The 26626-nt window shown below is 53.1% G+C and carries 19 protein-coding genes and 3 pseudogenes; 10 read left to right on the top strand and 12 right to left on the bottom strand.

What is annotated here, in order from left to right:
• Window positions 1-99: 99 nt before the first annotated feature.
• The 3 genes from AACY36_RS25765 to AACY36_RS25775 form a co-directional block, all read right to left on the bottom strand.
• Window positions 100-1506 carry an aminotransferase-like domain-containing protein gene (locus AACY36_RS25765; RefSeq protein WP_339420166.1) on the bottom strand — a complete coding sequence of 469 codons (1407 nt, stop codon included), beginning with the start codon at window positions 1504-1506 and terminating at the stop codon, window positions 100-102.
• The gene (locus AACY36_RS25770) at window positions 1503-2927 is read right to left on the bottom strand and encodes a hypothetical protein (protein ID WP_339420164.1); all 1425 of its coding nucleotides are present in this window, start codon (window positions 2925-2927) and stop codon (window positions 1503-1505) included. The genes AACY36_RS25765 and AACY36_RS25770 overlap by 4 nt, the downstream gene beginning before the upstream one ends.
• 703 nt (window positions 2928-3630) lie before the next feature.
• Window positions 3631-4653, bottom strand: coding sequence for a zinc-dependent alcohol dehydrogenase family protein (locus tag AACY36_RS25775; RefSeq protein WP_339420163.1), 1023 nt, complete (start codon window positions 4651-4653; stop codon window positions 3631-3633).
• 247 nt (window positions 4654-4900) lie between these two features.
• Between AACY36_RS25775 and AACY36_RS25780 the strand changes: the two genes are divergently transcribed.
• From AACY36_RS25780 to AACY36_RS25810, 7 genes and pseudogenes are all read left to right on the top strand, one after another.
• Window positions 4901-5815 (top strand): LysR family transcriptional regulator, encoded by a 915-nt coding sequence (locus AACY36_RS25780; RefSeq protein ID WP_038850482.1) that lies wholly within the window; start codon window positions 4901-4903, stop codon window positions 5813-5815.
• A gap of 153 nt (window positions 5816-5968) precedes the next feature.
• Window positions 5969-7231, top strand: a complete 1263-nt coding sequence (locus tag AACY36_RS25785) for a tyrosine-type recombinase/integrase (protein WP_339497718.1) — start codon at window positions 5969-5971, stop codon at window positions 7229-7231.
• A gap of 293 nt (window positions 7232-7524) precedes the next feature.
• Window positions 7525-7902, top strand: a complete 378-nt coding sequence (locus tag AACY36_RS25790) for a hypothetical protein (RefSeq protein ID WP_339420162.1) — start codon at window positions 7525-7527, stop codon at window positions 7900-7902.
• Between the two features lie 133 nt (window positions 7903-8035).
• A pseudogene (locus AACY36_RS28480) lies at window positions 8036-8332 on the top strand (transposase); the annotation flags it as partial.
• On the top strand, window positions 8329-8673 hold the full coding sequence (gene tnpB / locus AACY36_RS25800) for an IS66 family insertion sequence element accessory protein TnpB (protein WP_029571618.1): 345 nt from the start codon (window positions 8329-8331) through the stop codon (window positions 8671-8673). The pseudogene AACY36_RS28480 and the gene tnpB (AACY36_RS25800), both read left to right, overlap by 4 nt.
• A gap of 37 nt (window positions 8674-8710) precedes the next feature.
• Entirely contained in the window at window positions 8711-10216 is a 1506-nt protein-coding gene (tnpC, locus tag AACY36_RS25805) for an IS66 family transposase (RefSeq protein WP_339457481.1), read from the top strand.
• A 3-nt stretch (window positions 10217-10219) separates the two neighbouring features.
• Window positions 10220-10798: a plasmid pRiA4b ORF-3 family protein gene (locus AACY36_RS25810; RefSeq protein ID WP_137211883.1), complete on the top strand. Its 579-nt coding sequence runs from the start codon at window positions 10220-10222 to the stop codon at window positions 10796-10798.
• A gap of 1516 nt (window positions 10799-12314) precedes the next feature.
• On the opposite strand, the gene AACY36_RS25815 is transcribed toward AACY36_RS25810, so the two are convergent.
• From AACY36_RS25815 to AACY36_RS25855, 9 genes and pseudogenes are all read right to left on the bottom strand, one after another.
• Window positions 12315-13643, bottom strand: coding sequence for a tetratricopeptide repeat protein (locus AACY36_RS25815; protein ID WP_339420158.1), 1329 nt, complete (start codon window positions 13641-13643; stop codon window positions 12315-12317).
• A gap of 345 nt (window positions 13644-13988) precedes the next feature.
• Complete coding sequence (locus AACY36_RS25820; RefSeq protein WP_339420250.1) at window positions 13989-14837, bottom strand: extracellular solute-binding protein; 849 nt, start codon at window positions 14835-14837, stop codon at window positions 13989-13991.
• A gap of 434 nt (window positions 14838-15271) precedes the next feature.
• Window positions 15272-16816 (bottom strand): CoA-acylating methylmalonate-semialdehyde dehydrogenase, encoded by a 1545-nt coding sequence (mmsA, locus tag AACY36_RS25825; RefSeq protein WP_339420157.1) that lies wholly within the window; start codon window positions 16814-16816, stop codon window positions 15272-15274.
• 759 nt (window positions 16817-17575) lie between these two features.
• Complete coding sequence (gene pdxR, locus AACY36_RS25830) at window positions 17576-19054, bottom strand: MocR-like pyridoxine biosynthesis transcription factor PdxR (RefSeq protein WP_339420155.1); 1479 nt, start codon at window positions 19052-19054, stop codon at window positions 17576-17578.
• 192 nt (window positions 19055-19246) lie between these two features.
• The gene (locus AACY36_RS25835; RefSeq protein ID WP_445262857.1) at window positions 19247-20788 is read right to left on the bottom strand and encodes an APC family permease; all 1542 of its coding nucleotides are present in this window, start codon (window positions 20786-20788) and stop codon (window positions 19247-19249) included.
• Between the two features lie 347 nt (window positions 20789-21135).
• A pseudogene (locus AACY36_RS25840) lies at window positions 21136-21869 on the bottom strand (IS5 family transposase).
• A gap of 65 nt (window positions 21870-21934) precedes the next feature.
• Window positions 21935-22516 (bottom strand): thioredoxin family protein, encoded by a 582-nt coding sequence (locus AACY36_RS25845; protein WP_339420150.1) that lies wholly within the window; start codon window positions 22514-22516, stop codon window positions 21935-21937.
• A 55-nt stretch (window positions 22517-22571) separates the two neighbouring features.
• On the bottom strand, window positions 22572-23480 hold the full coding sequence (locus tag AACY36_RS25850; RefSeq protein WP_339420148.1) for a LysR family transcriptional regulator: 909 nt from the start codon (window positions 23478-23480) through the stop codon (window positions 22572-22574).
• A gap of 69 nt (window positions 23481-23549) precedes the next feature.
• Window positions 23550-24932, bottom strand: coding sequence for an aminotransferase family protein (locus AACY36_RS25855; RefSeq protein ID WP_339420146.1), 1383 nt, complete (start codon window positions 24930-24932; stop codon window positions 23550-23552).
• Window positions 24933-25189: 257 nt separating this feature from the next.
• Here AACY36_RS25855 and AACY36_RS25860 point away from each other — a divergent pair, with 257 nt between their 5' ends.
• The 3 genes and pseudogenes from AACY36_RS25860 to AACY36_RS25870 all read left to right on the top strand — a co-directional run.
• Window positions 25190-25549 (top strand): putative sulfate exporter family transporter, encoded by a 360-nt coding sequence (locus AACY36_RS25860; RefSeq protein ID WP_339420144.1) that lies wholly within the window; start codon window positions 25190-25192, stop codon window positions 25547-25549.
• 71 nt (window positions 25550-25620) lie between these two features.
• Complete coding sequence (tnpB, locus tag AACY36_RS25865) at window positions 25621-25980, top strand: IS66 family insertion sequence element accessory protein TnpB (protein ID WP_339420142.1); 360 nt, start codon at window positions 25621-25623, stop codon at window positions 25978-25980.
• An 18-nt stretch (window positions 25981-25998) separates the two neighbouring features.
• A pseudogene (locus tag AACY36_RS25870) lies at window positions 25999-26626 on the top strand (transposase); the annotation flags it as partial.

Consider the following 26626-nt stretch of genomic DNA (forward strand, 5'->3'; position numbering starts at 1 on the left):
ACCTCGGAAAGAAGGATTTGGAAAAAATGGCAGTTTACTGAGACTTGGACTGCTGCGCGACGCTATCGATCCTACAACAGTAAGAGAAACTTCACGCAATCAACCGTTCTGTGCCTGCTGCAGTGCTTCGCTTATAGCAGCCAGGGCGATATCCAGGTCGGGTTGCCCGTGAAAGGCGTAGCTCAAGCGCAGGTTCTGTTGATGCAGGCCACTGACACTAAACAACTCGCCGGGCGCAATCACTACCTGCTGGGCGAGCAGGCGCTGGAACACCTGGCGCATATCCACAGGCTTTGTGGAGCCCAACCAAAACGTCGCCCCGGCAGTTGGCGCGCGGTAGGCCACTTGGTCCCCCAGATGCTGCTCCAGGCGATGACGCATTTCCTCTGCCTGCTGGCGCAACTGCAGGTGCAGTGTGCGCAGGTGCTGGTCGATGCGACCGCTTTGATAAAGACGGGCAATCGCGCGCTGGCGAATCGACGACAACCGAAAGGAACGCAGCAGGAACTGTCGCTGCAATTCACTGCTCATGCGCCGAGACAGCAGATAACCATAAGGGGCTTCCGACCCAAGGACTTTCTCGAAAGAGGAAAACACCATCAGTCGCTCGGGGTTCACCAGTTCGCGCAAGGCTGCCTGCGGTTCTGTAAACCCCAATTCGCCATAGGTGTCGTTTTCCAACAGCCAGCAACCGTACTGATCGAGCATTTGCGCAACGGCCAGGCGGTCCTGGGTCGGCATAGCCACACCTGCCGGCAGGCTGACTGCCGAAGACAGCAACACCAGGTGCACCGGCTCATCGCACAACAATTGGTCAAGAGTCACCAGGTCCAGACGCCCCTGCAGCGTCCAGGGCAACTCGATAATACGTACCCCGGCATCCTGGAGAAGGCGCAAGACCAGCCAGTCGCAGGGTGATTCCACAATTACCGTCGTCCCCCTCAGGCCCAAGACTTCGACGAGGATGTCCAGTACACCGCGCAGGTCGGCACCGATGTAGACGTCATCGGCATGCCAACAGCGAGTGGGCGAAGAGGTATAACGCGCCGCCAGCGCTGCGCGCAGTTCCCAGACACCGCAGGGCTGGGCCCAGGGTTGCAGATGTTGCGGGTATTGGCGTACCAACTCCCGCTCCAGGCGCAACAGGTTGCTATCCAGCGACACCAGCAACGCAGGTTCATCGCCACTGAGCACCACCATGCCCGGGCGGCGCGCCGCTGCGTAAAGCCGATCGAGCAGGTCGCCAGCGACCCACGCCAGCGGGTTTGCCGACATAGGCCAGGCGTAATAGCCCGACTTGGCCACCGAATAGACCCTGCCCTCCTTCTCAAGCAGCGAGTAGGCGTACTGGACGGTCGAGATCGACACGTTCAGGCGCCCCGCCAATTGCCGCAGGGACGGCAGCTTTACCCGCGCGTCGGTACTGATGTCGTTAATCAGGTTGATCATGTAGCGGTAAACCGCCTGATACGCGAAATCCGCCCGCCGTTCGCCGCGCAGTATCATTGCCCGGACAATTGACAGGCCTGCGCGCTGTCATAGGCCGTGGCACCCGCGCTGCGCAATTTGCCGCCCGCGTTGACCAACGGACGTTTGCGATAGAGGTGCTGCAGCAAGGGCATTGGCAAGCCGCTGGTGTCGGTGACCCATTGCTGCAACATCTCAGCGCACGGCTTGCCCTGCAGGACCTTGTGCAGCTCGGGCAAAGCAACCAGCATGCCGGGATGGCACTGGCGCAAATAGCCTTCCAAGCGTTCGCCATGATGGATAAACGGCGAAAACAGCAGGCAAATCAATTGAGTCTCGTCCAGGCCGAAGAACTGCTGGGCGTGAGTGCTCGACTGGCTGCGCCCTTCACGCGTCCCCGCCTGCGTGAGTAACGCGTCGGGCATGTTCATGCGACTCAAGAAGTGTGCTGCCTGTTGGATAAAGCCTTGCACCCCTTCTTCATAGCTCATATCTCGCAAGCATTGAGCCTGCAACCCGCGCAGATGGGCCATCAGCAGCGGGATGGAATAGCTTGGATGGCTGAAATGAAACCCCAGCGGATCAGGGGCAAAGGCCATGAAGTCGGTGAGCATGGGCGAGGATGGGAGGTCTACGTTGTCCAGCAAATCGGCAATGCCGATGTAGGACAGGTTCCGGTGGCCGGTCTTGCTGGGGTTGTCACTGGCGACATAATGCTCCCCGTATGCATCACGGTAATAACCGGTACTCCATTCGTCCATACGTGCGAACAGCCCGGTCAGCGACGACGGCCAGGCCTCAGGCATGGCTATGCCAGAGCCCACTGCCGTGTTCTTGAGCCATGCAAGAAACTGTCTCTGCTTGCGCGGGGAGTCTGCGCTGACCAGTGCGTGCACCCCGCCATTCCAAGCGGTAACGCGCTGGTAAAAATCCCCCAATGCCAGGTAGGTGTCACTGCACACCGTAGCGCGGCAATCACCGGAACTCAGATGGCCGACAATCAACCTGTTGCGTTGGCTGCTTTCTCGCCCAACGACAGAGGCGGGTCGCAGGTGGTTGAAGAGCAATACTTCCTGGTTATCCACCATCAGTAACTCAACCCTTGGATCATCGTGCAGAAACAGGCGGCCATAGCCTTGATCGAGGCTGTCGAGCCTGCCCTCGGTCATGCCCGCATGCCGCAATGTCGCCACCCTCAAGTGAAAGGTACGCGGGGCGCGGCCAGCGATGGTCAACTGCGCGGCACGCAACAACGCCAAGGTGTAGCTGCTCACTTCGCCACCACCATGCGCCACCAGCACCTTGTAACCGCCCACTTGCTCCATGCCGCCGGCTGCCACGACGATTCGCTGGACCAGCAATTGGAGTGCCGTGCGTTCTGCGCGAGTAAAGTGCCCGATCAACCGCTGCAGAACTTGTTGGTAAACATAGTTCATAGCTTGTTCGTGAATAGTGCTCATCGTTTTACTACCTGAGTTGAAATATTAGTTTCAAGCAACTGCTGACAGTGTTTGCTCGACCGCTTGCGTCTGTAGGAAATTCGCGCACAGCTTTGTACGCCAATGACTAGACACTAGCACCGTGCAACACAACGACACGAGTATCCGAGGGCAAAGCCCAAGACCTGCAAGCGCGTAAACCTCTGGATCTATTGGGCCAAAACAAATCCGATCACAGTCCTAGGAACTTTCCGACAGGCTCTTACACGCCGTTAACCGACCATTAAAAGAACTTTCCGACACGCGCGCCAACCAACTTCCCCACTCATGGGCACGAAACTTTTCATGAGTGCACCTATTTCCCTCAAGCCATGTGAACGCCGCGACATTAGTTTCAGGCGCTCGCAACCGTAGTGTCAGATATTCAATCATTGCTCAGTCCTTGAGATGAAAGTGAAGACGCAATTATCAGTGCTGGAATAATGATTAATAGATACAGAACCCTGGCGAAAACCAGTGCAGATGAGCAACCGCCAGCCCAAACTCACGCGCACACAAAGACGCCGCACTGGAATTCAGGGCGGCGTCAGCGAAAAAGTCAGGATTCAGGGGTTAAAGTGCCAGCAGGCACCTGAAGGGGGGATACAGTTTAAGCCCTGTCAAATGGCGCATTTGCCCCATGCGCCAAGTGCTAGGAAGACGCGTTTGAGAACCTTCCTACGTACTAAACAGCTTCGACCTGCAACGCAACACGCTCGCGGCACGGGCATTCGTCCATGTATCGGTGCGCTTCCACGAACTGATTGAACGGGAACACGGTCGTTTTCAACGGCACCAGCACGCGGTCGGCTGTCAGTTGGTTGATATCGCGCAACGCCCGTTGCAAGGCTACGTGGTCCTGAATGATGCCCAGCTCCGGTTTGCCAGTGAAGTTACCGATGCAGTGCACAAAAAACTGAATGTTCTTCTGGAACGCCGCGCACGCCGGGAAGGGCGTCTGGTTACCGCCCTGCAACCCATACAGCACCAGGCTGCCACGGGGTGCCAGTACGTCACCGAGCAAGGACATCTGCGGGCCACCCAAACCGTCGAACACCACGTCGACACCGCGGTTGTCGGTGAACTTGTTGATTTGCATCAGCAGGTCTTGCTCTTCGGTGACGATGACCTTTTCCGCACCGAGCGACAGCAGATACTCACGCTCCGCGCTGTCCTTGGTAGCGGCAATCACCCGCACCCCAAGGGCCTTGCCCAGCTGTACAAAGGACGGACCGGCGCAGTGGCTGGCGTCAGTCACCAAGGCAAATTGCCCGGGCTTGACCCGTGCCAAGTCCACGTAGGCGAAGTAGGCGATCAACAGCGGCGTGTAGTGCACGCTCGCTTCAATAGGGCTCAAGAGATCCGGGTACCGGGTCAGGGCCGAACGGGGCAGGACGATCTGCTCACCATAGACCGGGTAGTCATTGGGGCTCTCGGCCGGAAAACTGGCGACTTTATCGCCCACTGCGAAGTCATCCACGCCATCGCCTACGGCGACCACCACCCCGGCCATTTCATGGCCAAGACCGGACGGTAATCTTGCATGGGAAGACGCCAGGTTCTGGCGCCACAAAATGTCATACCAACTGATGCCAATCGCTTCGACACGCACCTGCACTTCGCCCGGTGCGGGCTGCGCGGCTGCATGCTCTTCGCATTTGAGCACCTCGGCCGGACCAAACTTGTGAAAACGGATCGTGCGGGACATCGCAAACCTCGTCAAAGTAACCTCTAATGCCATGAACTCTATCTGGGCTTTACGGGTAAGGCCACCGGTCGCCATTAATAGTCGACATGTCTGTCATTGATTCAGCGTCTGAGGAATAGACCTCAGCTCTTGTAAGAAAACTCAATTTTCCTGTGCAGAATAACAGCCTTTCCCCGTAAGATTCGTGCTGGCCATTGTTGTTATATGCCCGCTCTCGTCAAGTCAGCTGACTCTTCCAGGACACAAGATGAACCGTAACGACCTGCGTCGTGTCGACCTTAACCTCTTGATCGTATTCGAAACCTTGATGCATGAGCGCAGTGTGACCCGCGCCGCCGAGAAACTGTTCCTCGGCCAGCCAGCCATCAGCGCGGCGTTGTCACGCCTGCGCGGGCTGTTTGATGACCCGCTGTTCGTGCGCACCGGACGCAGCATGGAACCGTCGGCCCGAGCGGTAGAAATCTTCGCCCTGCTCTCCCCGGCCCTGGACTCCATTTCCACCGCGGTCAGCCGCGCCGCTGAATTCGACCCGGCCACCAGCACCGCAGTGTTCCGCATCGGCCTGTCCGACGACGTCGAGTTCGCCCTGCTGCCTCAACTGCTTAAACGCTTGCGCGCGGAGTCACCCGGCATCGTGCTGGTCGTGCGTCGCGTCAATTACATCCTGATGCCCGGCCTGCTGGCCTCCGGCGAAATCTCCATCGGCGTCAGCTACACCGCCGACTTGCCGGCTAACGCCAAGCGCAAAGTATTGCGCCGCAGCCTGCCGAAACTGCTGCGCGCCGACAGCGTACCGGGTTCGCTGAGCCTGGACGACTTCTGCGCCCGCCCCCACGCGCTGGTGTCATTTGCCGGTGACTTGAGCGGGTTCATTGATGAAGAACTGGAAAAACTCGACCGCAAGCGCCACGTGGTATTGGCGGTGCCGCAATTCAACGGCCTGGGCACCTTGCTCGCGGGCACGGACATCCTCGCGACCGTGCCGGACTACGCGGCCGAGGCGTTGACCTCGGCGGGAGGGTTGCGTGCGGAAGACCCGCCATTGCCGGTGCGTAGCTTTGAGTTGCATATGGCGTGGCGTGGATCACAGGATAATGACCCGGGCGAGCGCTGGTTGCGGTCGCGGATTCAGATGTTTTTTGGGGACCCCGATAGCCTGTAATGGGATTCCACTGGATTCCATAAAGTCCTTTTATAACAACTGCTTATTGATATTTTTAGTCCACTGCCGCCTGTCTAAATCCAATGGATTCCACGACTCATGGGGGCATAATTGGGGGCAAATTTCGGTTCCTTAAAAAGGATGCCCCCATCGATGCCCCCAGATAATGTGGTTGTTTTCAAACGAAAACTCAGCGATGCCTTGATCCGCTCTCTGACCGAACCAGGTAAACACGCCGATGGCGAAGTTCCTGGCCTCTACTTGGAGGTCAGGGCGTCGAGCAAGGTCGGCAAATCCCCTTCCAAGGTTTGGCGATTGAAGTATCGGCTGCATGGGAAGGAAAACCGCTTCTCCATCGGCGCTTACCCCGACATTAGCCTCAAGGAGGCGCGCGACATTGCCCGCGGCGCACGCCGCGACGTGGCTAACCACACCGCTCCGCTCAAGGCCAAGACCGCCAAGATCGAGGCACAGTTGCTCAATGAAGAGCGCACCTTCGCTTACGTGGCCGAGCAATGGTTGGCATTCAAGTCTGCCGAACAGGTGACAAAATCCATCTCGGGCTTTACCGGAGCACTGAACAACCACATCTTGCCAGCCATTGGCAAAAAACCGATCAGCGAGATCAAGTTGGAGCACATCACTACGATCATCACTGAGTTGCGCCGCCAGCGCACCATGGCCCGGCGCGTGCGCACTATCATACGTGCCGTTCTGGGCTTTGCCGAAGGTCGCGGCTGGGTGGAGCGCAATGTGGCGCTCAGTAATATCGAGGAGTTGAAGATTCGCCACATCGTGACCAGCAACCCGGCGATCGAAAGGCCATCCGACCTGGGCAGGTTTCTTCTACGCCTTGATGACTGCAACGAGGGCAGCGTTGCCACAGCAATGCGTCTGCTGGTCATGTTGCCGGTCCGACCAGGCGAACTGGTGCAGATGCGCTGGGAAGATGTCGACTTGGTGGGCGCCGATTGGCGTTATGTGGTGAGCAAGACCAAGCATCTGGACAAGAGCAAACACATCGTGCCGTTGCCTGAACAAGCCTTGGTTCTGTTACGCGAGCTACATAAAACCCGCGTGGTGGATGAGGAAGGCAAAGGCTGGGTGTTCGTCTCGCCGGTCTATCCTGGACGTCCCATAAACCCGACCTCCATGCTCAAGTCCTTTCAGCGTATTTGGCCGGAGTACGACATCACTGCTCACGGCTTTCGCGCGACCTACAGAACCATCGCACACGAGCACTTGGGCATCGATCCAATTGTGCTCGAACTATCGTTATCCCACAGAATGCCAGGTGCACTAGGGGCTGTTTATGCGCGTGCGCAACTGCTAGCGCAACGCCGGGAAGCGGCTCAACGATGGGCTGACTATTTAGATCATCTACGGCAAAACGCTTGGCGAGTGACGACAGATTGACGATATACGAAAATCAGTAGATTGGAGCACGAAACGAGACTCGCATCTAGCGTCCGACCCATTGAAATCTAAGAGGTTTATTTTATTCCTTAAGTAGGAATGGACTCAATTCTGGACTTGCTTTTTGGATATCTCAATTGGAATTAATCCAATACAACCTACTGGGTTCTACCAATAGCCAATCGGAGCATTGCCATCAAGCTGACGGTCTCCATTGCTGGATAATCTCGAAATGAGTCCCCACCAACAAGACGTCCCGCCCTCTCCCGCACGCGCGAGGATAATCTGGAGTTGTGCTGGCTTTGGCGTCCTGTGCCATTTGGTTTCTTTGCCGGAAAGATGAGGGGCGAAATCCACTGCCCTTATGTCGGCGCCAACGCGCCCAGCTGGATCGTCAAGCCGAAAGCCAGGATGCCTATGTCATACCGACCCTGATCCTCAGCGACCTTGAGCAGTGCGCCAATTTTGCCCAACAGATCGAGCACGCCGGGTTGCGCGCGCTGGAACTGAACATTGGCGCACCTGATGGCGAAGAGGCTGCCAAGGGCGCCAACGTGCTGGAGCGCGACACCGACCGGATTGAGCAGATCGTGCGACGGATACGCCAGGCGACGACATTACCGTTATGGATCAAGTTGACCGGTAACCGTCCGCCCTGCACCCTCTCCTGACAACCCTCCAAATTAGCCAAGATAGTGGACACCATTTTTAGTGGACACTATCTTGGATACAGTTGCCCCAGCCCGTCGAACCGGTCGCCGCCCCAACTTCCCGCTCGACTTTAAACGCCGAGTCGTCGAAGCCACCTTCCAGCCCGGCGCCTCCGTGTCGTTGATCGCTCGCGAACATGACGTCAATGCCAACCTGGTATTTCGCTGGCGGCAACAGTACCAGGAGGGGTTATTCGGCCCGGTTAGCCAGGGTGTAACGCTCTTGCCAGTTCAGATGATCGAGGCGCCAATCGATCTGCCACAGGTCGTCCAGCCACAGGCGGAGTGTCATTCCGAGATCGCAGTTGAGGTCGGAAAAGCCAAGCTGCGTATCACGGGCGCACCCGATCCGCAGACGCTGCAATTCGTCTTGCAGCAGTTATTGCGATGATTGCCCCGCCCGCTGGAACCCGTATCTGGATCGCCGCAGGCGTCACCGACATGCGTCGTGGCTTCGATGGTTTAGCGGCACTGGTGCAGACACAGCTGGAAGCCGACCCGTTCTCCGGTCAGATCTTCGCCTTTCGCGGACGGCGCGGTGACCGGATCAAGTTGTTGTGGTGGGATGGCGACGGTTTGTGCCTGTTCTGCAAGCGACTTGAACAGGGACGCTTTGTCTGGCCGCAAGCAACCAGCGGCAGCGTGTCGCTGACGACCGCGCAGTTGTCGATGCTGTTGGAAGGCATTGATTGGCGCAGGCCAATTCGTACAGCACCCGTCCTCGCGGTCTGACTTGCCACGCTGAAAAAATCCCAAGTAACATTCGGTCATGACTCTTGCGACCGACTCCTTGCCTAACGATCTTCAACCCTTGAAGGCTCTGGTCTCTGCCCAACGGGCAGAGATTGAACGGTTGAAAATGATGATCGCCAAGCTGCGTCGTATGCAGTTCGGTCGCAGCTCCGAACAACTGGACGCGATGATCGATCAGCTCCAACTGAGTCTTGAAGAGTTGCAAGTCAGCCAGACTGAACTGACGCCGCCAACCGAACCGCCACCTCGCCCTGTCTCTCGGCGCAAGCCGTTACCTGAACACCTGCCTCGCGAAACTTACGTCCATCAGCCTGAGTCGCAATGCACCGGCTGCGGTGGGAAGCTTCGCCATTTGGGTGAGGATGTGTCCGAAGTCCTGGAGTACGTTCCGGCACGTTTCAAAGTGATCCGCCATGTTCGCCCGAAGCTGGTTTGCCGCTGCTGCGAGCACATCGATCAGGTGCCGGCACCGAGTCGCCCGATAGCCCGAGGCCTTGCAGGCCCTGGGCTACTGGCCCACGTGCTGGTCTCCAAGTTTGTTGACCATTTGCCACTTTATCGGCAGTCCGAAATCTACGCCCGTGAGGGCGTGGAACTGGAGCGCTCAACCCTGGCCGACTGGGTGGGCCAGAGCAGCCAATTGCTCAGGCCACTGGTCAACGCGCTTGAGCACCACGTCATGAGCGGTCACAAAGTCCATGCCGACGACACGCCGATTGGCGTACTCGCGCCGGGCAACGGCAAGACCAAAACGGCTCGCCTGTGGACATACGTGCGCGACGACCGACCTGCGGGTGACTCGACACCGGCGGCGGTCTGGTTTGCCTACTCGCCGGATCGCAAGGGGCAACATCCGCGCGCTCATCTCAAGAGTTTCAGCGGGATCTTGCAGGCTGACGGCTACGCCGGTTTTGCTCAACTGTATGCGACAGGCACTATTGAGGAAGCCGCCTGCTGGGCTCATGCCCGACGCAAGTTTTACGATGTCTACAAAGACCAGGCTTCACCCCTTGCCGCCGAGGCGCTGCAACGGATTGCGGCCCTGTATGCCATCGAGAGCGAAATTCGAGGGCAACCGCCCGACCAACGCAAAGCGATTCGGCAAAGCCGGGCCAGTCCGCTGCTGGAACACCTGCACGCATGGCTCAATCAGACGCTGACTCAATTGTCGAAAAAGTCGGCATTGGGCGGTGCAATCCTCTATGCCCTCAACCGGTGGCAGGCCTTAATGCGCTACTGCGATGACGGCCGAATCGAAATCGACAACAACGCTGCCGAACGGGCGCTACGCGCCGTCGCGCTGGGCCGCAAAAACTACCTGTTTGCCGGTTCCGATGCCGGCGGAGAACGAGCCGCAGCGATTTACAGCCTGGTGGGTACTGCCAAGCTAAACGGGTTAAACCCACAGGCCTATCTGACCTCCGTGCTTGAACACATTGCCGAGCACCCGATCAATCGGGTGAGCGAGTTGCTACCCTGGAACATATCCTTGAACCACACTGAACACTGTGAGGCCGCCTGATTCATGGTTAAAACTGTCCGTTTACCCAAACCCGCGCCCGACCTGTTGCTGCTGCACATCGAGCTGAAGTGGATCACTCCGAAGATTTGGCGTCGGTTCGCGGTGCCTGAAAACATCACCTTGGGAAAATTGCACCATGTCATCCAGGTCGTGATGGGCTGGAGTGATAGCCATCTGCATGAGTTTGAAATTGCCGGTGAGAATTACGGCATGCCCGACCCTGATGGCTGGGGGCCGACGGTAAACCCGGAAGCCCGTAAAACGCTGATCAAGGCGCTGAACGGAAAGCGGACATTTAATTATCTCTACGACTTTGGTGACAGTTGGCATCACAGTATCAAGGTCGAAAAAACGCTACCCGCTATTGCCTGTCCTCAGGTGCCGTATTGCATCGACGGCGCCAATGCTTGCCCACCGGAAGACGTGGGTGGCGGGCCTGGTTACGAGGAGTTTCTGGAGGCGATGGGCAACCCCAATCATCCAGAGCATGACGCCATGGTTGAATGGCATGGCGATGTTTTTGATCCTGCGGCATTTGAGTGCGAGCGCGTGAACCAGTGGTTGAAACGGATTAAGGTTTGAGTTGTAAGGCGGTGTAGCTCGGACGCTTACGTTGACCGGGCAGAGCGAAAACGTCGTCGGCCTGGCCGAAGCTGCCCGCCGGAGCAGCGCCGACAGCGTGGTGATGATGGGGCGCTTCATGGGATTTCTGCCCGACCTGGAAACAGAACGCCCGCTACTCGGTACGTAGGCGGCAATTTGCGGCGGTTGGGCCCTGCCGCTGACCGCCCGCTGGCTGATAGTGACCCGTAAGAAGCTCGGTGCGGACTTGCGGAACAGCACGCACATTGCCCCCAATTTTTTCTGGCCAAGACCTCCTCGCTGATCCCTTTAGCAGTCATAGTGATGAACAAAAAACTTACCCACTCTTCAAGGCATAGCTGGACCGCCTTCTGGCAATAACCGCAATCCTTTCGGCCGTAAATCGCATAATCAGGCGTATCTATTCAGTGCCTCAACTCACCACTGAATTTTTTCGTAGTCACGAACTCTTCAGCCAACGTGGGATGTATCCCTACCGTCGAATCCAACTAAGTCTTCCTCACTCCCATTTTGACTCCCACGGCAAGTCCCTGAATTATTTCCGCCATCTCTGGCCCAACAGATGGGGCCGGAATACCGTATTCATGGCGTTTTCGACAATCAGCTTCATAAAGCTCCGCTCGGCATTACCGGGCAAGATGTACTTGAGGGATCTGAATTACGACTAAAACACACTGACTGCAGCGCCACCGTGTCTTGCTGAATCTTCGATCAATCCGACACCTGTCGCATTGAGAAGAGTGAATATTGCTGTGGCGATATTCCAGTAGTCCAGGCCGCCCTCGCCTCCCGCATAAAGGTGCTCAACTACGGCAACTGCTTCATTGATAGCAATTGGAGTCGAGGCAGTCCGATGGATCACGTCAACGACTGCATAAATATTGCTTGGCCACTCCAAAACTGTTCATAAACTACTTCATCGCTGTCTTGCGTCGCAACTTGCGCGCATTATAGTCCAAGACTTTATAATATTGGGGCGTCGCCTTGTTGCGTAAGGGACGACATCAAAGTTGTTCATCATACCGTCCTCCAAAAGCACACACTTCTCTTGGGCTCCGTACTCATAACGTTCAAGACACTGCAATCAAACTTGAAAAAGCAGCACCTTTCTTTGCTATTTTAGAAACGATAAATTTTCTAATATTTTCATCGCGGCCCCTCAGAGGAAGATCCCGCGATTGGCTGGAGTTTTCTGACTGACTAGGCCGTCAAAAATCGATGAAAACTCCATGGTGATGCAACCACCACCGACAATGAGAGTCCGCATCAGGATGCTTCTCGAGATCAAACATCTCGACGGACGTAAATACTCCAAATAACCGACTGCATAGGAATAGAGTTTTTGGGAACGCAGCCGACATTCACGCAAGTTTCAATCCCTCTTGAGCGGCCAGTCAGGCTGGTCGTACTCCACCAGATCCCGCGCTTACGCAAAATAAGTTGTAATGATAGTTAGACATCTATTACTTCCAATTAGCAAATAGAATACGCACCCTCAAAGGGACTTAATCTGCTCAGCCTTGATGTGATTGTAAGTACTTTGGGGACGATGAATCAGCCGCTCACTAATGAGTGCATTAGCAAGGGGTTTGCGCTTGGCGCGAATCGCGGACTCCAGCAAGGTACGGGAGAAGACATCGCGCTGGGCAAGGCTCCCACCGAACAAATGACTTTTGTTATTCACACTCATTAGACGCTCGATACTCTTGGCATAATCACCTTGGGTGAACGCTAGAAGAGCCTCGCAGACAGGCAGGCCGACCTCTCGGGTCATAAAATGGTTCGAAGCCGACCGGTCACCGTATTTGACGTACTCCTTCAAACTTTTGATTTGATCGCTGGCCGTGGCGAAGTCGCCGCTTGCAGCGAGCGCGATCATCGCGTGAGCGTCGTTGAAGGAGTAAAAATTCTGGCCAATCTTGGAGCGCCAGGAGTCAGCCAGTCGTTTAGCCCTATCAGCGACATCATGACCTTCCAGATAAACACGCCACAGGACCGAGGAACCGTCTAGCAAGACCATTGGCATTGGCTGAACGTTCGTCCAGTGGATGTATTTGTCATACGCCTCCAATGCGCCCGTCAGATCGTTGGACTCCAGTAGGAACAGGTCCAAATGCACAGCATTGTGCGAAACCATGCCGTTATCGGTTGACCACGTCGCCTCATGCTTGCGCATAAAACTGACGCCCTCCACGTAGTTGTTCTGCATTTCTAATGCGTGAGCGACCGCATGTATGCCCCAAATGTCCTTAGGATTGCGAGAAACAGCCTCACGCGCAGTTTGCTCAGCGAGTTCGAAATGCCCGGACTCTTCCTGACCGAAACTGAGCATTCCAAGCAAATAGCCATAGAGCGGGTGTTGTGAGTCCCATGCTCCCAATACCCTAGCGACACGCTCGTGCAGGTTACTCGCATCGCCCACGAGGAAATCAATTTGATGGCCGCTCAGGAGCGCCAGAATATCCGTCGGATATTCGATCAAGAGCTCGTCGAGTAGCACTGAGGCCCTATGGAGATTGCCCGCAACCCATGCTTCCAGAACCGCAACGTGCATACGCTCCCGACGATTGAACATTCCGGAAGCAACAGAGCGGATCACGTTAAGGCTATCCACTGCTGCCTTAAGGTCATCACGATCGGTGGACCATAGGGAAATATGTGCGTTAAAGACCTGCCCCATCACGAACGTCGGTTCGATCGCTAGCATTTCCTGCGCCTGAGGAACCGGGTCACCAAAACGACAAAGAATCGAAACTGCCTCATTGAAATGGCCCAACGCCATATCGCTGTGAACAGTAACATCGAGGTTATTAAGGTCTTTCATTTGCTAATTCCCGTTCTTCATGTGCAAAACCAAATGATCAATATCGTCACCGACTGCAACAAGCAAGTGAATAATCTTAAGCATCGATGAGTACAAAACCATAGAACCAACAACCAGAATTCGATGTGACACCGAATACTGGCCACGCCAAGATCTGAGAGTTCATTTGATCACTCGAAGCACTGACTGACCACAGAAGCATAGCTCAGGTTAGAAACTTATTTCAGAGACAGCACACTAGAGAGCCGGAGTACGCCCCCGGTCTTGATCGTCACCCAGGACCTCGTTAACAGACGGTCATACGCAGGTGTGTGGGCTATGATGGTGAAAAGGCGATTCTTCACATCATCGGATGGATACACCCGGATCGCCAGCAACCTCTTTCTTCAGGAAAGGCAAGGCTGCAAGGTAAGCCACAGCGGCGTAGGCATGGTTAGAAATGCTGGCAGCGCTCTGGCTTCTGAGGAGGAAGTCGATGAATTGATACGCCTCCTTCGGATGCGGCGCATCAGCCGGGATGGCCATCAGATCACACCAGACCAGGGTGCCCTCCTTGGGTACTGCATAATGTACGTTGACATTGTTCCCGGCTTCGGAAGCCCGATTCTTCGCCATCAATACGTCAGAGCCATAACCTAGCGCCATGCAAATATCGCCATTGGCGAGATCGCCCAGGTATTTGCTGGAATGAAAGTAACGAATGTGAGGCTTTACCTTTGCCACCAGATCGCTGGCCTTGCGGAGATCAGTTTTGTCCTCCGAGCTAGGATCCAGACCTGAGTAGTTAAGAGCAATCGCCATAACTTCAGAAGGCGAGTCCAGCATGGCGATGCCGCAACCAGCCAGTTTCGCTGCATATTTGGGATCAAAAATTATATTGAGTCTGTCGATGAGGACGTCTCCCAACCTGGCTTTGACTTTATCAACGTTGTATCCAAGGCCGACCGTACCCCATGCATAAGGCACACTTCGGGAGTTATCTGGGGCGTGGGTCGCGAGACGATGCATCATGGCCGGATCTAGATTCGCATTGTTCATCAACATCCCCTTGTCCAGGATGGTGTAAATACCTGCCTTAGCTTGTCTCTCGAGATAAGAGCCGCTCGGCACGACGACATCGCACCCCGTTATGCCGGACATCAACTTCGCCTCTAGCACTTCGTTGGAGTCATAGAGGTCGTAATTGATCTTGATACCGGTTTCCTGTTAAAACTGTTTCAATAAGGAAGGATCAATGTACTCCACCCAGTTATACACATTGACGACTCGCTCCTCCGCAATCGCGGTAATCGCAACTAACAAACAAATACCGAAAAATATTTTTATTATCATGCTTAACCTCGAATATGTTTTTTCAGGCTTTATATACTTCCACACCTCAAATTAACCTAGCTTACGAACGCCCCCACTCACCTTATCTTATTTTGCCATTTACTAAACACATCGAAGACATATGAGTTGTTTTCAAAACACCCATCCAGCCGAGGCGCCAAAGTAACCTTTGCCAAGCAAAACAGTTTTTAACGCAAAAAAAGTCTTAAAGCAGGGAATATTTAGATAGCAAAAAAAGCTTCTTACTTTCTGCCGAAAAGGGTTGCCACCGTAATCAGTGGCAACTTGTGAGAAATTTAGCTCGCAACACAACTACGGACAGATTGATCGCTAGGCTTAGCACTAGCACTACTGTCAAGTCTTGGATCGACGGTGCGCACAGTAGCGACTTTGTTCTGGGTGAAAAAGTCGATCGCATCCTTGCCTTGTACCTTATTGTTCCCCACCAGAGACCCCTTGATACCACCGAAGGGAAGATAAGGATGTGGAGCGCAAATGCCGACATTCACACCAATCATCCCGACGTCAGCCTCGCTGATGAATTTTTCGATGTAGAACGCGTTCTGTGTGAAGATGCAGGCACCGTTACCGAGCTTGTGATCTTTTATCATTCGTAGCCCGCCGTTGATACAGCCGACCTTCATGATGCTCAAAACAGGGCCAAAAATCTCTTCTTTGGCAATTGTCATGCAGGGCGTCACGCCCTCGAAAATGCTCGGCCCAACATAATAGCCATCAGCGCACTCAGGGGCGATGTCGGGATTGCGTCCATCGAGAAGCAGTTTGGCGCCTTCAGCAATGCCGATCTCGATGTAATTCTCAATACGCGCCTTGGCTTTCGCCGAAATCACAGGCCCCATGAAGACATCCGGGTCCATTGCGTTGCCCACGCGGATCTTCTTGGACGCCTCAACCAGACGCGCCACAAACTCGTCATAGATCTCAGGCACTACAGCGATATTGGAGACAGCTAGACAACGCTGACCAGCCGAACCGTAGCCCGACATCAGAATGTTTTCGATGAGCAGATCCATCGGCGCATCTTCCAGAGCAACAAGAAAGTTCTTTGCCCCCCCCAACAGCATGGTCTTCTTGCCGGTACGTCCACAGCCTTGAGCGATCGAATGCGCAGTAGGCGTAGAGCCCACCAAGCATACACCTACCACGTTGTCGTCGTTGTACCACGCCTCCACCGCCTCACGGTCGCCATGGACGATATTGAGAACACCTTTGGGCAAACCTGCTTTAATAAGAATCTCCATCATTTTCTGCATGAAAAGAGGAGATTCTGTAGAAGGTTTATAGACAAAGGTGTTGCCCGTTGCGATTGCAAATGGCACGAACCAACCAAACACCAACCCTGGGAAGTTGAACGGTGCGACACCGCAGAAAACACCGAGGGGAGCCTTGATGACGCGTCCGTTGATGTTGGTCGCTATACCTTGGATGGTCTCCCCCTGAATAAGCGAAGGCACTGCACACGCCATCTGAACGATTTCAATAACGCGTCCAACCTCACCCCGGGCTTCGGAAATGTGTTTGGCCTGGTCGACAGCAATACACTGAGCCAGCACTTCTAAATTGTCTTTCATGGACTGGTACAGCTGAAAAATCACGTTCATCCGCTTGGGCAACGGTGTCGAGCTCCAGGCAGGAAACGCCTCTGCCGCCGCTGCTACAGCGGCCCGTGAGGTCTGCTCGGAAGACATTGGCACCTCACCAATGACAGCACCAGTGGACGGATTGTAAAGCGGCACGTATTGACCGCCCGGCTCATCAAGCCAAACACCGTTGATGTGATTTTTGATCTTGTGGAATTCGCTGGTATTGATGGTGCCCATACTCTTCTCCATTTGTGGGTGATGCCGCAAGAAACGCCGTATCCGCCTGCATCAATGTGGAGATAAATTACTGGCAGCCCGGCATCAACACGTAGATCCAGCACAGCAAAAACGTAAGTACCATCCTCCTCACATAGCACTCCCAGAGCTCCTCGCCACTGGCTCGACGGAATTATCCGATCTGGTCCTATCGCAAACAGCTCACCAAAACTACGGTCAAGCACGGTAAGCAGTACGATGGGCTAACTTGTGAGGAAAGATTAGGGATAAGAACAACGGTGACTCCTACGTCTTTAACCTGGACCGGCAGCATGTATTCCGCCGCCCACCGGCGGAGTGATCATCATCGGACAAAGTTGTGCACCAATCGAGATGCATTATTTCTCCGGCGGTCTGACTTATTCGGGACACCCACTGGCAATGGCGGCACTGGCGCAATGCTCGATGCGATGGCTAATGAGGACATGAACGGTAACGCAATGTGGGTTGGTCACGATATCTTGGGCGGGGTCTCGTCGAGCTGATCGAGAAACACAAACTAATTGGAGATGTCCGTGGTATTGGCCTGTTCTCGGCCCTGAAGTTTGTAAGCAGCCGATCAAATTTCCCTTTCTCCTCAGATTGTCCCCGGACATGAAGGCCGATCTTCAGACCCGCGGGTTGCTGATCTTCAAGGTAGAAACCGGATCCAAGTATTCCGAGCGCTATTCGGCATAACGCAAGTACTGAGGTAGGTCAGCCCCTACCTCAACCAACGGATCAGCCGCCTCGATCTACGGCGAGTCGATCAATTATTTTGGCAATGATCTCAATACCCGGCCTGATTCGTTCTGTCGGAATGGACGAGTAGCCCAGTCGAAAATAATTGAGTGGTGGGCTACTGCATTGGTAATAGAGAGCTCCCACTTCCAATATCACACCTTCTTTCTCCGCCTCCTGCTTTAGTGCCCTTGCGTTTAGATTTTGACTTCCTTGAACCCAGTATGAAGACCCACCGAATACCGGTGGAGTGGTGGAACCAGGCAGTAGCTCCTTTAGGGCAACATTCATAGTGTTCCTGCGTTCCTCATAGACCTCCAAAAGATGGCGTATGAGCGAATCATGATAGCCGCGCTCAAGAAAAAGCCCGACAGCTCGCTGATTATTGGTCGGAGGGTGACGGATCATCATGCGTCGAAATTCACGCAACTCAACGATCAACTCCTTCGGCGCTACAATATAACCAAGTCTCAAACCGGGGGATAAAGTCTTCGAGAGACTTCCCACGTAGATAACTCGATCATGAACGTCAATGCTTTTAAGCGCCGGAGTCGGAAAACTTGAAAAATTTGTTTCGCATTCGTAATCATCTTCAATGATCAAAAAATCATCTCGAACAGCGCGCTCCAACAGTGCATGACGTCTTTCCATCGGCATCGTTACCGTGGTCGGGAACTGATGGCTCGGAGTGGTGAATATTAAATTGCAACCGCAGAGCTGGTCATTAATTAGCAATCCGCGCTCATCAATATCGAGGCAACGCTTACTGGAGCCTGCAAAATCTGCCATGTGACTCAGATCTGGATAACCTGGGTCTTCAAAGCCGAACACTGTGGAGTTGTCCAGCAACAAGTTCAGGATCATAAACAGGGCGTTCTGCGCACCTACCGTGATTAGAATGTTTTCTGGCTTTGCCCATATTCCGCGTCGAGGAAGTACTCGGGAGTGAATCTGCTGAATCAGCAATGAATCATCCGAATCATAGTGATCAGATGACCAGTTGCGAGACGGTTGCATGCGGACTGAATCTAGGCAGCACTCGCGCCAATGACTGACGGGAAACATTTCTGGATCGAGCTGGCCGTATATGAACGGATACGGGTACTGCTGCCAGTTGGACTGTTTGTTTAATCGCTTTGCAGATGGCTTTATTTTCAGAAAGGTCTCCCAATCAGGGGTGCTCACTGACTCTAAGACATCGCTTTCAGAGCGTCTTAGCTTATTCTTCAATATGTTGGGATCGACATAAAAACCTGCCCGTTCCCTCGAAACCAAATACCCATCGGCAATCAAATCCTGGTAGGCAATGATTACCGTATTTCTGGATATTTTGAGCATTTTGGCGAGCTCACGAGTTGAGGGTAGCGGCACCCCCAGAGGTACATGACCTTCGAGTATCGCCGTACTGATCTGCTCACGAACCTGCTGCTGTAGCGTCGAGAAACTATTGGATGAGAGTTGAAACAAGTGTTTAAACATTAGATAGAGCCTCGAACCTCTACAATTTTCTTGATTTACTTCCGGACCCAATCAAATCGACGCAGGTGAAAAACACTCTACCACTCCGGCTGCAGATCGGAACCCGGAAGAAAAAACAGATCGGCACAGTGCATGTCCGAAAAACGAAAAAACTGCCCCAAAATTGGGGCAGTGATGACAAATCAAAGCAACTCAGTTTTGCGACCCTTCCATGACGATAGAACCGATAATCTGATATTTTCGACGATCATAGAATCGGAAATACAAAGCCAATCCCCCTCCTATGGCAAAGCTGCCCAGCACGATCCAGGGAATAGCCTTGAAGAACAACGAACCTGCGGCCGCACCCGCCGCAAAGTCTAGGTGAGCGAACAACAGATACACCACATAAAGCATTCCGATTCCCCCAAGCAATGGAGCTAGGAATGTCTTGAACCAGTGGGCGTCGGCACGATGCTCAGGACGAACGTGGAAGAAAAAGATCACTGCAAATGCGCAAAGTGACTGGACGATCAGGATCCCCATCGTCCCCATCACCGCAAGCAATGCGAAGAGGTCTGCATATGGATCCTTGCCTGCGGCATAGAAGGCCAACACGATGGCCGTCGCAATGACAGTCTGAACAAATGAAGCGATATGTGGCGAACCATGATCCTCATGTGTACGCCCCACGGTTCTGCCCAGGCACTCAAACAGATTCTCGCGCCCCAGGGCGTAGATGTAACGTGCAGCGCAACTGTGGAACGCCATCCCGCAAGCGAAGGTACCGGTCACGATCAGAAGCTTGAAGACGACCACCGACCAAGCCCCAAGATAATCCCTTGCTGGAGAGAAAAACACTTCGGCACTAGTGGCAGGATCCTGTGCGAGCCGAATCGCCTCCGCCGGACCATGTGCAGCTACTACCATCCAGGAAACAAAAATGTAGAAAATGCCGATACCCACGACCGACAGAAGAGTCGCAATCGGAATGATCTTCTTCGGATTACGTGACTCTTCGCCATACATTGCGGATGACTCAAAACCGACCAAAGACCAGAACGCGAAGAACAATCCAATACCAGCGTTTGCGCCGACTATGTCTGCTGCGGGCGTGAATGCCATCAATGGATTGATAGACTCGGGAACGAGACCATCAGGACCTCCACCATTGAAAAGGACAGCGCCGGAGACTCCGGCCAACATCAGTATTTCGAGCACAAGACAAACGCCAAGAACCTTAGCCGTCAGCGAGACATCGTAGTAACTGAGCAGGCAATTCGCTCCCAACATCAATAAAGCAAAGTAAATCCAGTTCAGGTGAATACCGAACTCAGTGGACGAGAAATCTGCGGCAAAAAAAGCGAATATTCCAACCAGAGCAGCCTCAAAGACCACGTAGGTGACGGTCACAGCCACACCGGATGCCATGCCAACGACACGCCCCAAACCATGGGAAATGAATCCGTAAAACGCACCCGTCGCCGTGATGTATTTAGCCATCTGAGCATAGCCAATTGAAAACAGGGCCAGAATGATCGTTGCGACCAGATAGCCTGCGGGAGCATATTGACCATTGCCACTGCCGATGGCTATGGGAACGTTCCCAACCATCGCCGTAATCGGCGAAGCGGTTGCAATAGTCATAAACAGCACACCAATTAAACCGACTGAGTTTTTTCTCAAACGGTTAACGCACTTACCGCTCTCACAAGACTGGGGGGCCAGAGCACCACTCAGTATATTATCATTCATATAATCCCCTCACTTCCAACCGGTCCCTATATGATCTATAGGAATACCGAATCGATTTGCACTGCCATGAAATACCTCAGCAAAGCTAAAAAGCACATACATCATGCGCGCTTTCCGGATCTGCAGAGAGTTTATTGGATATCGAAAGACAACCCAGTAGGCACTATCGAGCAAACTTCAAAAATGGCTAGATCCAGCAAGACAAAACATATGGCTCCAGAAGAAAATCATCAAATAACAATGAGATAGAGGATATTTTCCCCATACAGACAACTTTTAAAGTGGAAAAAAAACCAAGCCTAGCCTCCAATTCATCACTTACCACCATGCTAGGCTCTGTTCCCGTTTCACATAGGTAGCCAAAGAAAAGCACAGGCCATGGCTACCACACTCTCGTAATTTCTCTTGAGCTTGTCGAACCGTGATGCCACCGCCCGGTAATGCTTCAACCGAGCAAAGGCGTTTTCCACCAGGTGCCTATTTCGGTAAAGCCCTGTATCCAGATCAGTGTTTAATTTCACAGAGTTACGCTTTCTTGGAATCACTACCTGCCCACCCTGTTGGACGATTTGCTCTCGGATCGCTTCGCTGTCATAGCCTTTATCAGCAGGGCACCTTGACGATCTACGAGGGAGCCTGAGTGCAGTCGTTTATCTGACCTCCGGTAATTTCGAAGGCAATCGGCAGCCCACAAGCGTCTACAGCCAAATGAATCTTGCTGGTGTTGCCTGCTCGGCTTTTCCCTATTGCTTCATCCTTTCCACTGGCAGCACCTGCACTGTGCTGGTGGGCTTTGGCATAGCTGCCATCAATGAAACCCCACTCCATATCGGGATCAGTCACAGGAACCTGAAGCACCTTGAGCCACTTGCCAGACGCAGACCAAGCATTGAAACGCTTTTAGATCTTGCTCCAGCTTCCGAAGGCATGAGGTAGATCTCGCCAAGGACACCCAACACGCATGCGATACAGAATGCCTTCAACTGTCATGCGCAGATCACGCTTTGTTGTAGATGGGCTCGTGAAGCAGAATTTCCCGTAGCTTCGGCCAGTGCTCATCGCTGAGCATGAGTCGGGGCATTGCAAGCTCGTATTGGTGTTGTGTGAGAACTGCAAGGATACAGCTTGTTCTTAAGGATCAATGGCTTAGCGCGAAACGGGAACAGGCCCTAGTGGAATCCTACGCCATTCCGCCAAAAATCTAGATTTAGAGAGTACCCTACCCTCAGCGATCTCAATAACGCCCAATATATCGGATACAGTTTTTTCCAGGTGCTTGCCAGCCTTGTAATCGCCAAGAGTATCCACTCCTTCATCATTCACAATGAAGTTGGGACGCTCGACAAAGGTACCAACCAATTGATAATCAAAATCAAGAACCGCAACCACCGGCATAAGTATTTCGTTTAACCCCAGCCTTTCTTTGAGATCTTCTTCACCACGCCCCTTAGAAATGATAGACATGTCGATCTTACGCTGAATCTGACAAATGTAATTGAAAACTGGAATACTTAAGTGACAATCAGGGCACCACATCTCCCCTACCACCAGTAAGTTATAATCTCCGACAACAGAGAAAAGTCGCTCGAGTGTTTTATGAGAAACGCACGCCCCTTCTGACAACTTTCGCTCAATTGCGTGAACAGCGAAAACTTCAGAGTCCAGGCCACCGTATACGAAGCTCCCAAAATCCTGACCGATCTCAAACAACTCCTTTAATGAAACCATTACAGTCTCCTATGCTCGATGGTGTAAAATGACTACTCAATCACCCACGCGCCAATCAAAGCGGCGCCATCAACAGCTCCATAAATAGACCCGCCAGGGCTGTGATAGGCCGCTTCCGAACATGAACCACATACAAAACACGCTTTAAAACATTAATTCTAGACACCGAGTAAATCACCACATCCCCCACCAACACCAGCTCTCGTACCGACCTGCGATGGTAATATCGTTGCGCCCATTCCTGCAGCAACGGCTCTTGCAATACCTTCTTACTACCAATCTCGATGGTGTTTGCCGTTTTAATGCCCAGGCTGTAAAGCATTTCCATAGCCACAGCTCTGGTTCCAGAACCTTGCTCTCGCAGTATCCATGTGGGTGCAGCACCTATTCCGTGGTTGACGTACAAATCCAGTGCGTCAATCAAAGATGGATGCGTAACAATCTCAAGTTCCTCCTCTTGCCAACGGGTCGCGCTGAGCCGCTCGTTTTCGACGACACCCTCGACAACTGCCATATCGACGTCGTAATCGAGCAAAGCCTGACACATAGACTTGGTATTTCCCAAGATGACGCAAAGGTCGAGATTAGGTGATGCCTTCTGCAGCATAGCCAGATAGGAGGGGAGCCAGTAACCGACTACGGTAGTGCTAGCTCCTATCACAAGCCTTCCGCTTTTCTGGCTAAGCCTCGCTTGAATATCATCGATTGCGGCCTTCTCCAGTTCGAAGATTGCGTATGCGTGACCATACAGTGAGGACCCACTATCGGTAAGAATCACTCTTCTGGAATTTTTAGGACCGAGTATCCCGCGCTCCACCAAAGGTAATCCTAATTGCTCCTCCAGCTCTCGCACTGCTTTCGACACTGCGGGTTGGCTTATGTAAAGACGCTCAGCCGCCTTGGAAAAACTTCGTTCCTGCGCGACATTGAAAAAGATCCTGAGAAGGTGCAGATTTATCGACACGAATCCTCCACACTTAAGAAATGAGCAACACAATGAGCCTGGCAGGAGAACGCATCACCTATTAAAAGTTTAACAACATGCAGCTAAAGCGCTGTCCAGCGCACAAATTATCTCATCAATATCGTTTTTTGTAACAATGAGCGGCGGCGCTAAGCAAATGTTGTTATTTAGCGTTTTGAAAGACCGGTTGGTACGACCGATGATGACGCCCTTTAGCATACAGTGTGCAGCAATAGCCATACAGATGCTTTCATCCACCGGTTCTTTGGTGACGCGACTTGATACGAGCTCAAAGCCAGCGAATAAACCCTTACCGCGGACGTCACCAATCATCTCGTACTTATCTTTAAGTTCCATCAATCTGGCTCTTAAGTAATGGCCTTGAACAGTTGCATTATCTAGAAGTCCTTCGCGTTCAATAATGGCCATATTGGAGAGCGCCGCCGCAGGCCCTGCAGCACACCCGCCGAAAGTTGAAATGTCACGGAAGTAGTCTAGCCGGGGATCGAAATCCTCTTTGAATAGCTGAAAAACTTCTTCAGTGGTCACTGTGCAGGAAATCGCCGCATAGCCTGAGGCAAGCCCCTTGGCCATCGTGACAATATCGGGTTTAACATTGTAATGCTGGTAGCCAAACCAGGTGCCAGTGCGACCCAATCCGCAAACAACTTCGTCGATGTGTAGCAAGATGTTGTACTTCTTACAAATTGCCTGGACATGCTCGAAGTACCCCGCCGGGGGCTCAATGATTCCGCCACCGGCCGTGATCGGTTCCAGACAGAGGGCGCCAATCTCATCAGGCCCTTCCCGCAAAATGACGCGCTCGATTTCTTCAGCCGCCCAACGACCATAGTCGCTTGTATCGGCACCGTCTTGAGCTCTGTATTCACAGCAATGGGGAACCTCAACGAAGCCAGGGGTCAGGGGGCCGTACTGCTCTTTACGCTCGAACTGGCTAGTCGCACTCAATGTAGCAATGGTGGTGCCATGATAGTCACGTTCGCGAAATAGGATTTTGCGTTTCCTGCCACCATATTTCTTTTCAGAAATCTGTCGAACGATCTTAAAGGCCTTTTCATTTGCTTCCGAGCCAGAGTTAGAATAATAAACACGGCTCATACCCGGCATCTTTTCAATAAGCTTTTGCGCGAAATCCGCCGCGGGGACATTTCCCGCTGTCTGAGCGAAATAATGCATCGCTACTAATTGACCCCTTACCGCATCGGCGATCTCAGCTCGCCCATACCCTACATTAACCGTCCAAACACCACCTGAAACCGCATCTAAAAAGCAACGCCCCTTCACGTCCCAGATTCTGGCGCCCTCCCCTCTAACGATAACCAACGGATCAGCATTATCAAACGCACTGTGCTGCGTAAGGTGATGCCATACGTGCTTGCGGTCTGTTTCGACGATGGTGGCGGAATCAAAAGGGATCGTTATATTTTTCATTGCAGTGCCTATTTCATAAAAGCCCGATGCTACGCTGGCCACCCTTTCTAGCTAGATCCAACTCCTCACAAAGCATGGGACCACTACTGAAGCAAGCCGAAACACGGCCTGCCGCCCCCCTAACACTTCATAACACCACTACAAAATGCATAACCTAAAGTTATGTAAAGGTGAAAATACTGTATTTGATGATTAAGGACGTGCATCCGTAGTCTAACGCCAAATTCCCTCCTTTACCTCAAACGGAATAGAAAGACGTGACTACAACTGCTAGCTCGACTCATGGCAAAAATAAATCAACAACAAGCTTAATAAAAAACCCGTCTTTCTGGAGAGGGCTAATACTGGCAACATTTATTGCATTGCTGAGCCTCTTTCTTGCAGATACCACATTAATCAAGCAATATGGGTTATCCGCTTTGACGATTGCCATCGTTATAGGCTTTTTTATCGGCAATACCATTTTTCCAGCTATTTCATCCAGCACGATCTCAGGAGTGGATTTTTCGAAAAGTCGTCTCTTGCGGATAGGGATCGTCCTGTATGGCTTCAGGATAACGTTCCAGCAGATAACGGATGTTGGATGGAGCGGTTTGGCAATTGTAAGTGATCCATGATCCACACAGTCCAAGCTCACACTTGATCCCCGATGCTGCGCTCCCGATCTCTTTCTGGAGCCAGCCCGGCCATGATGCGACCCGACGCCAAAGTCGAAAAAGTGTACCTCTACCCCAAGCCGGTGGACTTTCGAAAATCCATCGACGGCCTAGCCGCATTGGTCGAACTGGATATAAAAGTGGCGGTGTTCGATCCAGTGCTTTTCGTCTTTCTGAACAAGTCCCGCAACCGCGTGAAGATCTTGTACTGGGAGCGCAACGGCTTCTGCCTTTGGCTCAAGCGCCTCGAATCCGAACGATTCAAAACGTCCCCTGACGATACGGATGAAGCCATTGTCCTGACGGTTCAGGAACTGAACTGGCTGCTCGACGGTTTTGATCTCTGGCGCAACCGTCCGCATCAGGTTTTGACGCCGCGATTCGTCGCTTGATTGGGTATAATCCGGGCCATGATTTCTCTACCCGACGACCTTCCTGATGATCCTGTTTTGCTCAAGCAATTGCTGCTTGAGGCACTCAGTCGCCAGGAAGAATCGGCGCAAGCTTATCAGACCCATATTGTTGACCTCAAAGAACAGATCAAGCTGTTGCGCGACCGTCTGTTTGGGCGCAAGTCCGAGCAAACCGTTGAGCCCAACACGCCACAATTGGCCTTGTTCAACTAACCTGAAAGCGAACCTATGCCGTTGGTAGGCGATGCCGATGAAGAAGTCGTTGCACCGACACCTCGCCGTGGCAAACGCAAGCCGTTGTCGGCTGAGTTGCCACGTATAGAAGTTATCCATGAATTGCCCGAACACGAACTGACCTGTGTCTGTGGTTGCCGCAAACATGCCATCGGGGAAGAAACCAGCGAGCAGTTGGATATCGTGCCGATGCAGATCCGCGTCATCAAACATATCTGCAAGATCTACGCTTGCCGAGGCTGCGAAACTGCACCGGTGACCGCTGACAAACCGGCCCAATTGATCGAAAAAAGCATGGCCAGCCCCAGCGTCCTGGCGATGCTGCTGACCACCAAATACGTCGACGGTCTGCCACTGTATCGGTTCGAAAAAGTCCTTGGCCGACACGGCG

The sequence above is a fragment of the Pseudomonas sp. EA_15y_Pfl1_P101 genome (assembly GCF_963970835.1).
In the GTDB taxonomy this organism is placed as follows: Bacteria; Pseudomonadota; Gammaproteobacteria; order Pseudomonadales; family Pseudomonadaceae; genus Aquipseudomonas; species Aquipseudomonas tritici.

What these genes read in the sequence shown, in the direction of transcription:
- AACY36_RS25765 (WP_339420166.1), bottom strand. Translation starts at nt 1,506, where the DNA reads ATGATACTGCGCGGCGAACGGCGGGCGGATTTCGCGTATCAGGCGGTT.
- AACY36_RS25770 (WP_339420164.1), bottom strand. Translation starts at nt 2,927, where the DNA reads ATGAGCACTATTCACGAACAAGCTATGAACTATGTTTACCAACAAGTT.
- AACY36_RS25775 (WP_339420163.1), bottom strand. Translation starts at nt 4,653, where the DNA reads ATGTCCCGCACGATCCGTTTTCACAAGTTTGGTCCGGCCGAGGTGCTC.
- AACY36_RS25780 (WP_038850482.1), top strand. Translation starts at nt 4,901, where the DNA reads ATGAACCGTAACGACCTGCGTCGTGTCGACCTTAACCTCTTGATCGTA.
- AACY36_RS25785 (WP_339497718.1), top strand. Translation starts at nt 5,969, where the DNA reads ATGCCCCCAGATAATGTGGTTGTTTTCAAACGAAAACTCAGCGATGCC.
- tnpB (WP_029571618.1), top strand. Translation starts at nt 8,329, where the DNA reads ATGATTGCCCCGCCCGCTGGAACCCGTATCTGGATCGCCGCAGGCGTC.
- tnpC (WP_339457481.1), top strand. Translation starts at nt 8,711, where the DNA reads ATGACTCTTGCGACCGACTCCTTGCCTAACGATCTTCAACCCTTGAAG.
- AACY36_RS25810 (WP_137211883.1), top strand. Translation starts at nt 10,220, where the DNA reads ATGGTTAAAACTGTCCGTTTACCCAAACCCGCGCCCGACCTGTTGCTG.
- AACY36_RS25815 (WP_339420158.1), bottom strand. Translation starts at nt 13,643, where the DNA reads ATGAAAGACCTTAATAACCTCGATGTTACTGTTCACAGCGATATGGCG.
- mmsA (WP_339420157.1), bottom strand. Translation starts at nt 16,816, where the DNA reads ATGGGCACCATCAATACCAGCGAATTCCACAAGATCAAAAATCACATC.
- pdxR (WP_339420155.1), bottom strand. Translation starts at nt 19,054, where the DNA reads ATGTTTAAACACTTGTTTCAACTCTCATCCAATAGTTTCTCGACGCTA.
- AACY36_RS25835 (WP_445262857.1), bottom strand. Translation starts at nt 20,788, where the DNA reads ATGAATGATAATATACTGAGTGGTGCTCTGGCCCCCCAGTCTTGTGAG.
- AACY36_RS25845 (WP_339420150.1), bottom strand. Translation starts at nt 22,516, where the DNA reads ATGGTTTCATTAAAGGAGTTGTTTGAGATCGGTCAGGATTTTGGGAGC.
- AACY36_RS25855 (WP_339420146.1), bottom strand. Translation starts at nt 24,932, where the DNA reads ATGAAAAATATAACGATCCCTTTTGATTCCGCCACCATCGTCGAAACA.
- tnpB (WP_339420142.1), top strand. Translation starts at nt 25,621, where the DNA reads ATGATGCGACCCGACGCCAAAGTCGAAAAAGTGTACCTCTACCCCAAG.